We start from the raw sequence: 15,247 nt of genomic DNA on the forward strand, positions 1-15,247 counted from the left end.
CGGCCACGGCCCGCGCGTCCACCCCGCCGGGAAGGATCTCCCATGGCACTCCCCGAGACCGTGGCCGGCCCGCAACGGTCCGCCACGACACCCGCACCGACCCCGACTCCGAGGCGCGCGAAGCGCCGCGGCAGGGGCGCCGGCTACTGGCTCTACCTGCTGCCCGGCGCGGCGCTCTTCGTCCTCGTCATCGGCGCCCCGCTGGTCGGCACTGTCTACTTCTCGCTGACCAAGTGGTCCGGCATCGGCGACCCGACGTTCGTGGGGCTGGACAACTACCGCAACCTCATGCAGGACGAGGTCTTCTGGACCTCGTTCAAGAACACCCTGGCCATGATCGTCGCCATGGTGGTGGTGCCGACCGTCGTCGGCCTGGTGCTCGCCGCCCTGCTCTTCGACGTCATCGGCCGCAGGTTCCGTCCGCGCACGGCCGCCGCGCTGCGCGCCGCCTTCTACCTGCCGCAGGTGCTGCCGGTCGTGGTAGCGGGCATCGTGTGGGGCTGGATCCTGCGCCCCGACGGCGCGTTCAACGGCCTGCTCGACGCCATCGGCCTGGGCGCGCTGCGCCACGACTGGCTCGGCGACCCGAGCACCGCGATGCCCAGCGTCATGGCGGTCATGATCTGGGTGCAGATCGGCTACCCGGTCGTCGTCTTCATGGCGGCGCTGCAGCGGGTCGACCCCGAGCTGTACGAGGCGGCCGAGGTCGACGGGGCCAACTGGTTCCACCGGTTCCGGGCGATCACCCTGGCGCAGATCCGGCCGGAGACCTTCGTGGTGGCCCTGACCTGCACGATCGCGGCGCTGAAGGTGTTCGGCCCGGTCTTCGCGCTGACCCGCGGCGGGCCGGAGAACGCCACCAACGTGCCGTCGTACTTCGCCTACTACACGTTCTTCAAGAAGCTCCAGGTCGGCTACGGATCCGCCATCTCCACCGTGCTCACCCTGATCATCGTCGCGGTGGCCGTGGTGTTCATCTGGATGCAGTACCGCAGCGAGCGCCAGGACCGGGGGGTCTGACATGACCGTCACGCTCACTCCGGCCGAGCGCGCGGTGACCCCGCGCCCACCCCGGCCGGCCCGCGACCGCCACCACCGCGGCGCGAGCCGCTGGATCGTCCTCGCCCTGGTCACCCTCGGCGCGCTCGTCATGCTGGTGCCGTTCGTGTTCATGCTGCTCAACGCGTTCAAGTCACCCGGCGACTACTCCTCGGGCGGTCCGCTGAGCTGGCCGTCGGAGTTCTACACCAAGGGCCTGCGGACCTACTGGACCGAGGTCGACTTCCCGCTGAAGCTCTGGAACTCGGCGCTCATCGCCGGCTCCGTCGCCGTGCTCGGCGTGGTCGTGTCGCTGCTCAACGCGTACGCCCTGGGCATCGGCCGGGTCCGCGGCCGGCTCTGGATCGTGGGTCTCTTCCTGCTGGCCAACATGCTGCCGCAGGAGGCGCTGATCTACCCGCTCTACTACGCGGCGAAGCAGGTCGGCCTCTACAACACCCAGCTCTCGGTGATCATCATCTTCACCGTCATCCAGAGCGCGTTCGGCACCTACCTGCTCGCCTCGGTGCTCGGCACCTTCCCGCGCTCGCTGCTGGAGGCGGCGGCGCTGGACGGCGCGGGCCGGTGGACGGTCCTGTGGCGGGTGGTCTTCCCCAACCTGCGGCCGACCCTCGCGGTGCTGCTCATCTTCTTCTTCATCTGGACCTGGAACGAGTTCCTGATCCCGCTGGTCATGCTCATCGACAACTCCACGCAGACCATCCCGGTCGCGCTGGCGTCGTTGCAGGGCGACCGGCTGATGGACGCGCCGACCACCAACGCGGGCGCCCTGATCAGCCTGGTCCCGGCCATCCTCTTCTTCCTCATCTTCCAGCGCACCCTCGCGCGCGGCATCACGGCAGGAGCCGAGAAGTGAAGTTCACCGACGGGTACTGGCAACTGCGACCCGGGGTGTCCGTCCTGCGGCCCGGCACGGTCGAGTCGGTCGAGCCGGACGAGCGCGGTTTCACCGTCTTCGCCCCCACCGGCCGGCTCACCGGTCGGGGCGACACCCTCAACCGGCCGGTCGTGACCGTCCGGTTCTTCTCCCCCGCCGACGGCGTCATCGGCGTCACCATCGCCCACCACCTCGGCGAGGTGCGGAAGTCGCCCCGCTTCGCCCTGGCCACCGGCGACGACCACCCGGTCACCGTCGACGTCTCCGGGCTCAGCGCCACGCTGACCAGCGGCGAGCTGACCGCCCGGGTCGCCCTGGTCGACGGCTGGCGGGTCGACTTCCGGCACGGCGACCGGCTGCTGACCTCGTCCACCGAGCGCAGCATCGGCGTCGTCACCGACGCCGACGGCCGGCGGTACGTGCACGAACGGCTCGGTCTCGACGTCGCCGAGACGGTCTACGGGCTGGGCGAACGGTTCGGCGCGTTCGTGAAGAACGGTCAGGCCGTCGACATCTGGAACGCCGACGGTGGCACCGCCAGCGAGCAGGCGTACAAGAACGTGCCGTTCTACCTCAGCAACCGCGGCTACGGCGTCTTCGTCGACCACCCGGAGCACGTCTCCTTCGAGATCGGCTCCGAGGTCGTGTCGCAGACGCAGTTCAGCGTCGAGGGGCAGACGCTCACCTACTACCTGATCGACGGCCCGACCCCGAAGGACGTGCTGCGCCGCTACACGGCCCTCACCGGCCGCCCGGCGCGCGTGCCCGCCTGGTCGTACGGGCTCTGGCTGTCCACGTCGTTCACCACCTCGTACGACGAGAAGACCGTCACCGAGTTCATCGACGGGATGGCCGAGCGGGACCTGCCGCTGTCGGTGTTCCACTTCGACTGCTTCTGGATGCGGCAGTTCCACTGGGTCGACTTCGTCTGGGACCCGGCCACGTTCCCCGACCCCGAGGGCATGCTGCGGCGTCTGCACGAGCGGGGCCTCAAGGTGTGCGTCTGGATCAACCCGTACATCGCTCAGCGCTCCTACCTGTTCGAGGAGGGGCGCCGCGCCGGCTACCTGGTCCGCCGCCCCGACGGGTCGGTCTGGCAGTGGGACAAGTGGCAGGCCGGCATGGCGCTGGTCGACTTCACGAACCCGGACGCGGTCGCCTGGTTCACGGGGAAGCTCAAGACCCTGCTCGACATGGGGGTCGACAGCTTCAAGACCGACTTCGGCGAGCGGATCCCCACCGACGTGGTCTGGCACGACGGGTCGGACCCGCAGCGGATGCACAACTACTACACCCACCTCTACAACCGGGCCGTGTTCGAGCTGCTGGAGGCCGAACGCGGCAAGGGCGAGGCGGTGGTGTTCGCCCGCTCGGCGACCGCCGGCGGGCAGCAGTTCCCGGTGCACTGGGGCGGCGACTGTGAGTCCACGTTCACGGCGATGGCCGAGTCGCTGCGCGGCGGGCTGTCCCTGGCCGCGTCCGGCTTCGGCTACTGGAGCCACGACATCGGCGGCTTCGAGGGCACCCCGGACCCGGCGGTGTTCAAGCGGTGGATCGCCTTCGGGCTGCTCTCGTCGCACTCCCGGCTGCACGGCTCCGGCTCCTACCGGGTGCCGTGGGCCTTCGACGACGAGGCCGTCGACGTGCTGCGGCACTTCACCCGCCTCAAGCTGAGCCTCATGCCCTACCTGGCCGCGGTCGCCGAGGAGGCCCACCGCGACGGGGTGCCGATGATGCGCCCCATGGTGGTGGAGTTCCCGGACGACCCGGCCACGGCCTACCTGGACCGGCAGTACATGCTCGGCCCGGACGTCCTCGTCGCGCCCGTGATGAGCGCGGACGGGGAGGTCACCTTCTACGTGCCGGCCGGCACGTGGACCCACCTGGTGACCGGTGCGCAGCTCACCGGGCCGGCCTGGGTCACCGAGAAGCACGGGTTCGACAGCGTGCCGGTGCTGGCCCGGCCCGGCGCGGTGATCCCGTTCGGTGACCGCGCCGACCGGCCGGACTACGAGTGGGCCGACGGCGTACGGTTGCGGCTCTTCGCGCCCGCCGAGGAGCAGCGGACCCGGGTGCGGGTGCCGTCTCCCGGTGACGGGCCGGGCGCCGAGTTCGAGGTCCGCTACACCGACGGCACGGCCACCGCCGAGCTGGTGGCCGGCGCGTCGACGGGACACCACTGCGAGATCCAGGGAGTGCAGCGATGACGGCGTACGTCTTCCCGGAGGGCTTCGTCTGGGGATCGGCCACGGCCGCCTACCAGATCGAGGGGGCGGCCACCGAGGACGGCCGCGGCCGCTCCATCTGGGACACCTACAGCCACACCCCGGGTCGCACGCTCAACGGCGACACCGGCGACGTGGCCGCCGACCACTACCACCGCTGGCAGGAGGACCTGGGACACATCGCCGACCTGGGCCTGAACGCCTACCGGTTCTCGATCGCCTGGCCGCGGGTGCGGCCGGGCGGCTCGGGCGCCTTCAACCGCGCCGGCATCGACTTCTACTCGCGGCTGGTGGACGGGCTGCTGGAGCGCGGGGTCCGGCCGGTGGCCACCCTGTACCACTGGGACCTTCCGCAGGAGCTGGAGGACGCGGGCGGCTGGGCGTCGCGGGACACCGCGCTGCGCTTCGAGGAGTACGCGGCCGGCATCGTCGAGGCGCTGGGCGACCGGGTGCACACCTGGACGACGTTGAACGAGCCGTGGTGCTCGGCGTACCTGGGCTACGCCTCCGGCGTGCACGCGCCGGGGCGTACCGAACCGGCGGCGGCGCTCGCCGCCGTCCACCACCTCAACCTCGCGCACGGCCTGGCCGGCCGCGTGGTGCGGGAACTCGCCCCGGCGGCCGAGCTGTCGGTGACGCTGAACCTGCACGTCGTCCGGGCGGCGTCCGACTCGGCGGCCGACCGGGAGGCGGTGCGGCGGATCGACGCGTTGGCGAACCGCGCGTTCCTCGGGCCGATGCTGGACGGGGCGTACCCGCCCGACCTGCTCGACGACACCGCCGCCGTCAGCGACTGGTCGTTCGTCCGCGACGGCGACGAGAAGCTGGTCGCGGTGCCGCTGGACGTGCTCGGCGTCAACTACTACTCCAGCACGCTCGTGCGGGCGTGGGACGGGGTGTCGCCCCGCTCGGACGCGGACGGCCACGGCGCGTCGACGGCCACGCCGTGGGTGGCCGCCGAGGACGTCGACTTCCTGCCGCAGCCCGGCCCGCACACGGCGATGGGCTGGAACATCGACCCGGAGGCGTTCACCGAGCTGCTGCTGCGCCTGCACCGCGAGTACCCCGGCCAGCCGTTGATGATCACCGAGAACGGCGCCGCCTTCGACGACGTGGTGTCGGCCGACGGCACGATCCAGGACGACCGCCGCATCGACTACCTGCACCGGCACATCGCCGCGGTGGCCGAGGCGCGGGCGCGCGGCGCGGACGTCCGCGGGTACTTCGTCTGGTCGCTGCTGGACAACTTCGAGTGGGGCTACGGCTACGACCGCCGCTTCGGGATCATCCGCGTCGACTACGACACCCAGGTCCGCACCTGGAAGCAGAGCGCCCACTGGTACCAGCGGCTCGCGGCCACCGGCCGTCTGGAGTAGACACCGCCTCCGCCCCCTGCCCGGTCAGCCGGATTGTTAGGCTGCGCGCCATGTTCTCCGGCGACGCGGATGCCGACCTGCGGCAGATGGCAGAGGATCCCGGGTTCCCGCACCGCGACGCCGCCCGGCACGCGGTGCGGTTTCGGGCCTCCGGCGACGTGGCGGCGCTGGTCGCCGTACAGGACGATCCGCACCCGTGCGGGATGACCGACGTGGTGTTCGCGCTGGCCTCGGCGAAGCGCCCCTGGCTCAACTGGGTGCCGATGCCGAGCGAGGCGATCAGCAACATCGCCAACGACGTCGGGTCTCGGCTGGCGCGCGGCGAACAACTCGAACTCACCGGCCTGGGGCTGTCGGCGCCGGAGCCGGCCAGCGCGATCACCGCGTGTCGGCGCGTCGTGGGCCCGGTCGACATCGGCATCGCCGAGTTCCCGGCCCCCGACATCCGGCAGCCCGTCCGGCCCGGCCGGTACGCGGTGTGGCGCTACGACGGCACCGAGCCGCTGCCCGCGGCGCCGCCGCCGTCGGCCGCCGCGGTCCGGCTGCTGCACGAGGTGGCGGGAGAGCCCTGGCCGTCCCCGCTCTCCGGGTACGTGAAGGCCGCGCCACTCGGCGACCTGCCGCTGGACGACCTGCTCGGGCTCCTCGCTCACCTGCCCGTCCCGCCGGACACCCCTCGCTGGCGGCACCTGGCCGCGTCGACGCCGACCTACTGGTACCGCCTCCTGCAACCGTGGGTGTGCCTCGGCATCCTGCACCACGAGAAGGACCAGCCGTGGGCGACGTCGACCCGCCGGGAGGTGCTGGTGGACCTCGCCTTCGGGGTGGAGGACTGGGTCGCGGACGCGTCACTGTTCGCGCTCGTCACCGCCGCCTACCGCGAACCGGAGCTGCGCGACGAGGTACGGCACCTCGTCCGGGCCCGGCTGGACGCGGCGGTGGCGGCGGACCGGCCGGTCACCATCGAGGCCTCCCTGGCCCAGCTGATGATCGTGACGCCGGGCTGCCGTCCGGAGGACCGGGCCCTGGCGAGCGCCGTGCTGGCGCGTGACGCCGAGCACGACGGGGATGGCGAGGAGGAACCGGCGCCGGCACCGGTCGGGAAACGCCGCTGGTGGCGCCGGGGCGGCTAGTCGGCCCTCGGCTGGGCGCTCACGCTCACCTACCGGATCATGCCTGCCAACAAGCGGTCCGGGCTGGTGGTCGACGACATCCCGTACCGGTCGCTCGGCGTGGAGCTGATCAACCCGGACGTCACCACCGCCGAGTTCACCGAGCACGTCGAGCGCGCGTGCGGTGGCGAGCGGGACGAGCGGGTGCTCGCCGCCCTGGCCGAGCTGATCCGCACCCGCTCCGCGGAGCCGATCGACGTGGCGGTCGTCTACGGCGCCGGTCACGTACCGGCGGATCGTTCGCGGGCTCGCGGACCGGCATGGATACCGTCCGAGAACCGCCGGGTGGCTCACCGTGCGGGAAGCGTAGGCCCGTGGGCGGGCCGGGTCTCAGTCGAACACCTCGGCGGCCCAGGCGACGAGCAGGTCCAGCACGGGGCGGCGGCCGGCCATGATGGCGGCCTCGTCGCGCCGGTCGTACGTCTGCCCGGTCGGCCCGCCGAGCCGGCTGAGCATGAGCGGCGCCAGCCAGACGTACTTGGCGACGCCGGTGAGCCGCACGGCGCGGGTGACGGTGGCCCGGTCGACGCGGCCGTCCAGGCCGGCCCGGTAGCGCGCGACCACGACGGCCGCGACCTCGTCGAGCAGCGCCACGTCGACCAGTCCGTCGAAGAACGTGTCCAGCACCAGGTTCGACGCGTCCTCGCCCACCGGGCCGGGGCCGACGCCGGACCAGTCGAGCAGCACCGGCCCGGTCTCGGTGAAGACGAGGTTCATGGGCCAGCAGTCGTGGTGGCACAGGGTCCGGGGCAGCTCGTCGGTGACGGCCACGATCTCGTGCCGGCGCTCCCAGATCCGCCGCAGGGCCGCCCGCAGCCGCTCCGGCCAGGCGGACTCGGCGACCGGGTGGTCCCAGGGCACCGGCCCGGGCACCGGTCGGCTCAGCGTGTAGTCGCGCAGCCAGTCGCGGGCCAGCCAGTCGGGTGCCGGACCACCACCGGGCCAGATCCCGCTGGCCGGTGCGCCGAGCCAGCGGGCGTGGCCGGCGCCCAGCCGTTCCGCCACGGTGCCGAGGTCCGCCGGTGAGCAGGCGGTGCCCGGCCGACCCGAGGCCTGCGCCAGCCAGAGCGCGACAGTCCCGTCGGGACGCTCGTCGACCGCCAGCATCTCGGGAGCGGGCAGCCCGGGGTACGCCGTGGCGGCGAGGCCACCGCGGTACGCCTCGACCTCACGCCGCCAGTAGTTCCAGTGGCCCGGGTCGTCGCTGCCCGCCCAGTGTCCCGGGCCGGGTCGCCCGGGCGGCGCGAGCAGCTTCAGCACCACCGGGCGACCGTCGCGGTGGGTGCGCCAGATCCCGCCGGTCACCCCGTTCAGCGTGTTGTGGGTCAGCGCCTCGGCCGGCACGTCGGCGGGCAGAAGGTCGGTGGGGGGCCGGGTCACGGCCTGGCCCAGGGCCGCCGGCCGGTCGCGTCGGCCGGAACGGGATCGAGGCGGCGGGCCAGCCGGCGGGAGAGCGTCCGGGTGGCCTCCGCCGTCGCCCCGTACGCCGCCACCGGCGCCACCGTCGCCAGCGCGGCGATCACGCCGGCCAGGCCGGCACCGCTCGGCGTGACGTCGGTCGTGAGGGCGGCCACCCCGGCGGCGAGCGCGGCGAGGAGCATCGCGGTGCCACCACCGACCAGGGCCCCCAGGAACCGCCCCCGGCGGCGCCGGGTCGACTCGCCGAGCAGAACCGCGGGGAGCACCAGCAGCGGCACCACCACGACGCCGAGCACGGCGGCGAGCAGGACCAGCAGCGGCCCGGTGAGCGGGCCACCGGCGTCGGCACCGGTGATCAGTGCGTACGCCAGCAGGGCGAGATAGCCGAGCAGCCCTTCGAACGTGAACACCAGCCAGGCGACCAGCGCCCCGGCCAGGTGTCGAGCGATCGCTGCCACGTGCACCCCCGTGCCCCGACGCGTCCGGTCGCGTCGGCCGGTCGACGCTATCGCACCGGCAGCGGGCGGTGGGGGGCGGTGACGCGTCGACCAGCCGTGTCCCACCGGATCCTAGGCGGAGGCCGACGTCGCGGCCGGAGGGACGGCGTTGCCGGCGCCGAAGACGCTCTCCGGGTCGTACGTCGCCTTGATCCGACGCAGCGCCGCCCAGTTCTCCGCGGTGAACGCCGACGCGGTCCGGGACGGGTCGTACAGGAAGTTGAGGAAGCTGCTGCCGAGGCCGCCGCGGCGCAGCGCCGCCGCGGTCCGCGCCGACGGCACCGAGTCGAGGATGACCGACAGCGGGGCGTCCCGGTGCGCGGCCGCTCCGCTGTCGCGGGCGATGCGGCCGCCCCAGTGGCGGATCTCGACGGTCGCGTCCGCCTCGGCGACCAGCGCCGCGACCAGGTCGTCGTCGATCGTGCGGACCTGGTCGAACGTACGGGCGTAGGTGCCGCCCATCGCCGCGTCCGCGTAGTCGACGACCCGCATGCCGTCGGTGACGACCGGCCCCGCCACCTTCCACAACGGCTCCAGCAGCGCCCGGCCGCGGTCGGCGTCACCGGCGTACATGGCCTTCACGACGAGCGAGCCGTCGCGGGTGAGCAGCAGCGCGGTGCTGAGCGCGTCCGGCGCCCGGTCGATCCACTGCCGGTAGAACGCGATCGTCTCAGCGGCCCGGTCGCGACCGAATGTGACCGCGCCGGCGTACACCCGGGAGACCGGGTAGAGGCGGAACTCCAGTGCCGTGACCACCCCGTACGAGCCCCCGCCGCCGCGCAGCGCCCAGAACAGGTCGGCGTTCCGGTCGGCGCTGGCCGTCCTGACCGTGCCGTCGGCCGTGACGACCTGCGCGCGCAGCACACTGTCGGCGGCGAGACCGTGGCGGCGGGCCAGCCAGCCCAGGCCGCCGCCGAGCGTGTAACCGGTCACGCCGACGTCCGGCGAGGAACCTGAGAGTGCGGCCAGCCCGAACGGTGCGGCGGCCCGCAGCACGTCACCCCAGCGGGCGCCGGGCCCGACGCGGGCGACCCGACGGTCCGGGTCGACGAGGACGGACGTCATCGCGCCGGTGTGCAGCAGCAGCGCGCCGTCGTGCGCCACGTGGGTGCCGTGGCCGGTGGCCTGCACGGCGAACGGCAGCGCGTGGTGACGGGCGGCCAGCACCGCCTCGCGTACGTCCGCCGTGCCGGCGGCCCGGACCACGACGGCGGGCCGCGGGTCGAGTGCCGGGTTGAGGGGCTTGCGGTGCTCGTCGTAGCCCTGGTCGCCGGGCAGGAGGACCGGGCCGGTGGTGCGCAGTGTCTGTCGAATCGTCATGCCCGTTCAGACCGGCGGGCGGTGCGGAACTCATCGGTCGGCGGGGCGATGAGTTCCGCGGCTCCGGCTGGTCCTACCCAGGTGGCGGACACCGCGATCTCGTTTCCGGTCGGCCCGACGGTGACCCGGGCGGACATCCCCGCGCTGTGCGCGGACCTCGCCGGGCTGGTGCGCGGCCGCCGGCCCGGCGTCGTCACCTGCGAGGTCGCGGGTGTCGCCCGGCCGGACATGGTGACCGTCGAGGCCCTGGCGCGGCTGCGGGTGACCGCACGGCGCCACGGCTGGCGGCTGGTCGTCCACGGCGCCGGCCCGGCGCTGCGGCAGCTCGTGGGCCTGCTCGGCCTCGCCGACGTGTTACCCGAGCCGGGCCGGCAACCCGAAGAGGGGGAACAGGCGCTCGGTGTCGAGGAAGTTGCTGACCGCGGTGATCCGGCCGCCTGAGAGCCGCAGCACGATCAACGCCCACGGTTCGTGGCCCGAGCCGGTGAGGCTCGGCCGGTACTGCGCGAACGCCGGCATGCCGTTGGCGACCACCGGCAGCAGCCGGGAGCCACGGCAACCGCTGCCCGTGCCGGACATCCACGCCACGATGTCGTCGTGGCCGCGCAGCCACAGCGGCAGCGGAGGCATCGACAGCGTGACGTCCTCGTGCAGCAGCGTCGTGAGCGCGTCGAGGTCGTACGCCTCGAAGGCCGTCACGTAGCGCGCGAGCAGCGCCTTCTGCTCCTCGTCCATCGGCTTGTACGCGTCGGCGCGGGTGTCGGCGGCCGCGAGCGTGACCCTGGCCCGCTGGAGGGCGCTGTTGACGCTCGCCACCGAGGTGTCGAGCAGATCGGCGACCTCCTGCGCCGACCAGGCCAGCACCTCGCGCAGGATGAGCACGGCACGCTGCCGCGGCGGCAGGTGCTGCAACGCCGCGACGAACGCCAGCCGGACGGACTCGCGCTCGGCGACGACCTCGGCGGGGTCGCTGCGCTCGGGCAGCACCCGGCTGTCGGGCGCGGGGCCGACCCAGATCTCCTCGGGGCGCGGCTCGCCCGGGTCGGTGGCGTGGCCGGATCCGGCCGGGCCGAGATCCATGGGCAGGACCCGCCGCTGGGCGCTGGAGAGCATGGTGAGGCACACGTTGGTGGCGATCCGGTAGAGCCAGGACCGCAGCGCCGAACGCCCTTCGAACCGGTCGAAGCCGCGCCAGGCCCGCACGAAGGTGTCCTGCACGGCGTCCTCGGCCTCGAAGACGGAGCCGAGCATCCGGTAGCAGTAGCCGGTCAGCTCCGAGCGGTACGCCTCGAGCTGGTCCTCGATGGGGGCACTGGTCGCCACGTCGCTCACCCCGACCACGGTAGTCGAGCGTCCCTGCCCACGGGGACCCTCACCGCGCCCGGCCGAGCGTGTCGCGGCTGTCCGGGGACGAAATTCGTGCCGCCGGCGGCGATGAGTTCGCGGGGCCGGCCCGGTCAGTACCGGTGTCAGCTCAACGAGAGACCACGAGGAGCACGCCATGACCACCACGGAGCGGACCACCGGCCCGGGCAAGTACGCCGACGTCAACGGCATCAACCTCTACTACGAGACGCACGGCAGCGGGCGCCCGCTGGTGCTGCTGCACGGCGGCCTCGGCTCGGGTGAGATGTTCGCGCCGATCCTTCCCGCCCTTGCCGACCACCACCAGGTGATCCTGGTCGACCTGCAGGGGCACGGCCGCACGGCGGACATCGACCGGCCGATCGCCGTGACGTCGATGGCCGACGACATCGCCGCGCTCATCGAGCACCTCGGCCTGCAGCAGCCGGACCTCGTCGGCTTCTCCCTCGGCGGTGGGGTCGCCCTGCAGGTGGCGATCCGGCACCCGCACCTCGTGGGCCGCCTCGTCACCGCGTCGGCGCACATCCGTCGCGACGCCATCTACCCCGAGATCCTCGCGCAGCAGGGCCAGGTGGGCGCCGCGGCCGCGGAGTTCATGAAGGACACCCCGATGTACGAGCTGTACCAGCGGGTCGCGCCGCGCCCCGAGGACTTCCCCCGGCTGCTGGACAAGATCGGTGCGGCGATGGCGGAGGACTACGACTACACCGAGGAGGTCCGTGGGCTCCAGGTGCCGACGCTGATCGTCGCCGCCGACGCCGACATGGCGCCCCCGAGCCACTACGTGGAGGTCTTCAAGCTGCTCGACGGCGGTCTGCGCGATGGCGGCTGGGCCGGCGAGAGCCGGCCGAAGGGCGGGCACGCCCTGGCCATCCTGCCGGGGCTGACGCACTACGACATCGCCGACTCCCCGCTGCTCGCCGCGGTCACGCTCGCCTTCCTCGACAAGCGGAGCTGAGCCACCCGTGACGCACCTGCTCCGCCCGTCGGGCGGGGCGGGTGCGTCGCCGTTCAGACGCCGACGCGTTGGGGTGGGACGGTCAGGCCGTAGAGCGCCATCAGCTCCGGGGTGTCGACCCGACTGCCGTCGGCCACCGAGTCGCAGGCGATGTCGACGATCTGGTCCTTGTGCGCCAGCAGGTACGGTCGCGCGCCCACGTCGGCGCTGGCGAGGGTCGCGATGCCGGCCCAGTGCCGGCGGCCGAAGAGCATCGGGTAACCGCGCAGCCCGTCGTAGGTGGCGCAGACCAGCACGTCCGGGTACGGCAGCGCGGCCACCCGGCGGACGGCGGCGGGCGTGAGGCCCGGCATGTCGACCGGGACGACCACGACCGCCTCGATCCGGTCGTCGTCGAGCGCGGCCAGGCCGGCGCGGATGGAGGAGCCGACGCCGGTCCCCCACGCCCGGTTGACCACGACCGTGGCCCCGGTGAGGTCGGCCGTCTCCCGCACCTGGTCGGCCGCCGCGCCCAGCACCACCACGATCCGCTCGCAGCCCGCCTCGGTCATCGTGTCGATCATCCGGTTCACCAGGGGTCGCTCCCCCTGGTGCAGCAGCGCCTCGGGACCCCCGATCCGGCGTCCCCCGCCCGCGGCGATGATCATTCCTGCGATCCGGTTCAGCTGCGGCCCCCTCCACCGTGGAGCGGGCCGCGGCCCGAGGGCCCGACCCGCTCCGTCGTACGGACATCGGGAGCAACGAGGGCGAGCCGAGCGGGGTAGCGGGGCGAAAAGGAAAAAGAGTGCAACCGTTATGCACCGCACCGGTCACCTCCGCGTGGGCGGTCAGGACAGCACGCGCGCGTCCCCGGCTCGTCTCCCGTGGTGTCGTCCCCGCCCGGCGGCGGGGTGGCGGGGTGGCGGGGTGGCGGGGTGGCGGGGTGGCGGGGTGGCGGGGTGGCGGCGGCGAAGCCTAGGTCAGGTCGACGGACGCCGCGCCGACGACGGCTCCGTGCCCGTCGTGCTGGACGTAGCCGACGACCGAGGCCTCTCGGGGATCCAGGTCGGACGGCGCCGCCAGCTCCACCCGCCCGTGCTCGGCGTCCACACCCGTGGACGTGAAGGCACGCACCACGTTGTCCTGCCGCAGCGTCCGCCCGGCGTTCTCGCCCCCGGTGACCTCGCTCTCCAGCCCTCGTTCCACGAGCGCGAGGTTCAGCACCGCCCGCTCCGGCGCCCGGCCGACCCGGTAGTCCACCACCACTCTCCCGTCGCCGGAACCCTCGGCGGACAGTGCGACCGGCGTGGTGGTCACCTGCGTGAGGGCGGACGCGATCGCGGCCCCCGCCCGCCGTCGGTCGGACCCGACGAACTCGACCGCGCCGTTCACGACCATCTGCGGGGTGTACAACCCCTTGGCGCCGAGGGCGCGCGCGTACGCCTGCTGCCGCGCCGAGTACGCCGCGTCGCCGAACGGGTCCGGCCAGCCCAGGTAGTCCCAGTAGTCGACATGGAATCCGAGGACGAAGACCGGCAGCCCCCGCGCCCGGGCGTCCCGCTCGATCTCGCTGAGCAACTCCTCCGCCGGAGGGCAGCTCTCGCACCCCTGGGAGGTGAACAGCTCGACGACGGCGAAGCCGTCCGACCCGGCACGGCTGGGGTCGGTCACGTGCGCCCCTCCTCCGTCGGTCCCCGCTGGCGGCCCCTCCGATTCCCGTTCCGGCCGCGACCATGCCCCGTCGATCGTGAGGTTCGCGGCGGGTGCCATCGTCGAGGCCGCCACAAAGCTCATGATCCACCGGGTAGCGGGGAGCGACGTGGGAATACCCGCCCGACCCCGCCCGACCTCTGCGGCGACGGGGTGGCCGTACGGGGCGGAAGGGAGTGGGGGGCGGATGAGCACCATGCAGGCGGTGAGGGCTCACCGCAGGGGCGGCCCGGAGCAACTCGTCCTGGAAGAGGCACCCCGCCCCGAGCCGGGGCCCGGCGAGGTGCTGGTCGCCGTGAAGGGCGCCTCCATGACACCCCACGAACTGACCTGGTCGGCGACCTGGACGCACACCCAGGACGGGTCGGGCCCGGAACGCACCCCGATCATCCCGTCGCACGAGTTCTCGGGCGTCGTGGCGGCGTGCGGCGCCGGCGTGGAGAGCCCCGGCGTCGGAGAGGCCGTCTACGGCCTGATCCCCTTCACCCGCGACGGCGCGGCCGCCGAGTACGTCACCGTGCCCGCCGCCGTCGTGGCGGCCAAACCCGTCACCCTCGACCACGACCAGGCCGCGACGCTGCCCCTGGCCGCGCTGACCGCCTGGCAGGCGCTCGTGGACCACGCGGGTCTCCAGGCCGGGCAGCACGTGCTGGTGCAGGGCGGCGCCGGCGGCGTGGGGTCGTACGTCGTGCAACTCGCCGCCGGCCTCGGCGCCCGGGTGAGCGCCACGGCCGCCGCCGCCGACCTCGACTTCGTCCGGGACCTGGGCGCCGAGCAGGTGATCGACTACGCGCGCGACCGGTTCGAGGAGCACGTCCACGACGTGGACGTCGTCGTCGACCTCGTCGGCGGGTCCACGCAGTCGCGGTCCTGGTCGGTCCTGAAGCCCGGGGGCATCCTGGTCGGCATCGCCGCCCCTCCCGACCAGGAGGAGGCGGCCCGGCACGGGGTCCGCGGCGTCTTCTTCGTCGTCGAGCCCGACGCGAACGCGTTGCGGTCCATCGCCGAACTGGTCGACGAGGGCCGGCTGCGCCCGGCGGTGGACCGCGTGCTGCCGCTGGCCGAGACGCGCGCCGGTTACGAGGCGCTGGAGACGAGCAAGCGTCGCGGCAAGATCGTCATCCACGTGGCCGACTAGCCACACCACCCGCTCCCCGCCGCGCTCCCCGCGGGCCCCCGCGGCGCTCCGCGCGAGGCGCGAACCCCGTTCACGGTCGATCATGCAGTTGTGGTCATTGACAAGAGGTGCAGAAGCTCGGATTCCAGGCGCCGCAACTGCATGATCGACGA

General features: G+C 73.3%; 14 protein-coding genes. 8 read left to right on the plus strand and 6 right to left on the minus strand.

Annotation, left to right across the window (positions count from 1 at the left end):
* Positions 1-42: 42 nt before the first annotated feature.
* From SM573_RS28040 to SM573_RS28060, 5 genes are read left to right on the plus strand one after another with little or no spacing between them, the layout of a single operon-like run.
* Complete coding sequence (locus tag SM573_RS28040; protein ID WP_474617415.1) at positions 43-1,020, plus strand: carbohydrate ABC transporter permease; 978 nt, start codon at positions 43-45, stop codon at positions 1,018-1,020.
* A 1-nt stretch (position 1,021) separates the two neighbouring features.
* Positions 1,022-1,915, plus strand: a complete 894-nt coding sequence (locus tag SM573_RS28045; RefSeq protein WP_474614419.1) for a carbohydrate ABC transporter permease — start codon at positions 1,022-1,024, stop codon at positions 1,913-1,915.
* Complete coding sequence (gene yicI / locus SM573_RS28050; RefSeq protein ID WP_474617416.1) at positions 1,912-4,143, plus strand: alpha-xylosidase; 2,232 nt, start codon at positions 1,912-1,914, stop codon at positions 4,141-4,143. The genes SM573_RS28045 and yicI overlap by 4 nt, the downstream gene beginning before the upstream one ends.
* Positions 4,140-5,537 carry a GH1 family beta-glucosidase gene (locus SM573_RS28055; RefSeq protein WP_474614421.1) on the plus strand — a complete coding sequence of 466 codons (1,398 nt, stop codon included), beginning with the start codon at positions 4,140-4,142 and terminating at the stop codon, positions 5,535-5,537. Before yicI ends, SM573_RS28055 begins: the two co-directional genes overlap by 4 nt.
* 50 nt (positions 5,538-5,587) lie before the next feature.
* Positions 5,588-6,670: a hypothetical protein gene (locus SM573_RS28060; RefSeq protein ID WP_474617417.1), complete on the plus strand. Its 1,083-nt coding sequence runs from the start codon at positions 5,588-5,590 to the stop codon at positions 6,668-6,670.
* 369 nt (positions 6,671-7,039) lie between these two features.
* Here the strand turns inward: SM573_RS28060 and SM573_RS28065 are convergent, their stop codons facing one another.
* The 3 genes from SM573_RS28065 to SM573_RS28075 form a co-directional block, all read right to left on the minus strand.
* Complete coding sequence (locus SM573_RS28065; protein ID WP_474617418.1) at positions 7,040-8,089, minus strand: phosphotransferase; 1,050 nt, start codon at positions 8,087-8,089, stop codon at positions 7,040-7,042.
* The gene (locus SM573_RS28070) at positions 8,086-8,586 is read right to left on the minus strand and encodes a hypothetical protein (RefSeq protein WP_474614424.1); all 501 of its coding nucleotides are present in this window, start codon (positions 8,584-8,586) and stop codon (positions 8,086-8,088) included. The genes SM573_RS28065 and SM573_RS28070 overlap by 4 nt, the downstream gene beginning before the upstream one ends.
* A 111-nt stretch (positions 8,587-8,697) precedes the next feature.
* A complete protein-coding gene (locus SM573_RS28075; RefSeq protein WP_474614425.1) occupies positions 8,698-9,945 on the minus strand; it encodes an FAD-binding oxidoreductase in 1,248 nt (415 codons plus the stop codon).
* A gap of 81 nt (positions 9,946-10,026) precedes the next feature.
* Between SM573_RS28075 and SM573_RS28080 the strand changes: the two genes are divergently transcribed.
* The gene (locus tag SM573_RS28080) at positions 10,027-10,386 is read left to right on the plus strand and encodes an STAS domain-containing protein (protein WP_474614426.1); all 360 of its coding nucleotides are present in this window, start codon (positions 10,027-10,029) and stop codon (positions 10,384-10,386) included.
* Here the strand turns inward: SM573_RS28080 and SM573_RS28085 are convergent.
* Positions 10,300-11,277, minus strand: coding sequence for a sigma-70 family RNA polymerase sigma factor (locus tag SM573_RS28085; RefSeq protein WP_474614427.1), 978 nt, complete (start codon positions 11,275-11,277; stop codon positions 10,300-10,302). The genes SM573_RS28080 and SM573_RS28085 overlap by 87 nt on opposite strands.
* Positions 11,278-11,446: 169 nt before the next feature.
* On the opposite strand from SM573_RS28085, the gene SM573_RS28090 reads away from it, so the two are divergent.
* Positions 11,447-12,268: an alpha/beta fold hydrolase gene (locus SM573_RS28090; protein WP_474614428.1), complete on the plus strand. Its 822-nt coding sequence runs from the start codon at positions 11,447-11,449 to the stop codon at positions 12,266-12,268.
* A 53-nt stretch (positions 12,269-12,321) separates the two neighbouring features.
* On the opposite strand, the gene SM573_RS28095 is transcribed toward SM573_RS28090, so the two are convergent.
* Both SM573_RS28095 and SM573_RS28100 read right to left on the minus strand, forming a co-directional pair.
* Positions 12,322-12,915 carry a nucleotidyltransferase family protein gene (locus tag SM573_RS28095; protein ID WP_474614429.1) on the minus strand — a complete coding sequence of 198 codons (594 nt, stop codon included), beginning with the start codon at positions 12,913-12,915 and terminating at the stop codon, positions 12,322-12,324.
* Between the two features lie 307 nt (positions 12,916-13,222).
* Positions 13,223-13,918, minus strand: coding sequence for a DUF1223 domain-containing protein (locus SM573_RS28100; protein WP_474617419.1), 696 nt, complete (start codon positions 13,916-13,918; stop codon positions 13,223-13,225).
* Positions 13,919-14,144: 226 nt separating this feature from the next.
* Here SM573_RS28100 and SM573_RS28105 point away from each other — a divergent pair, with 226 nt between their 5' ends.
* Complete coding sequence (locus SM573_RS28105; protein ID WP_474617420.1) at positions 14,145-15,095, plus strand: NADP-dependent oxidoreductase; 951 nt, start codon at positions 14,145-14,147, stop codon at positions 15,093-15,095.
* The last annotated feature ends 152 nt before the right edge of the window (positions 15,096-15,247 follow it).

The sequence above is a fragment of the Micromonospora xinjiangensis genome, assembly GCF_056150165.1.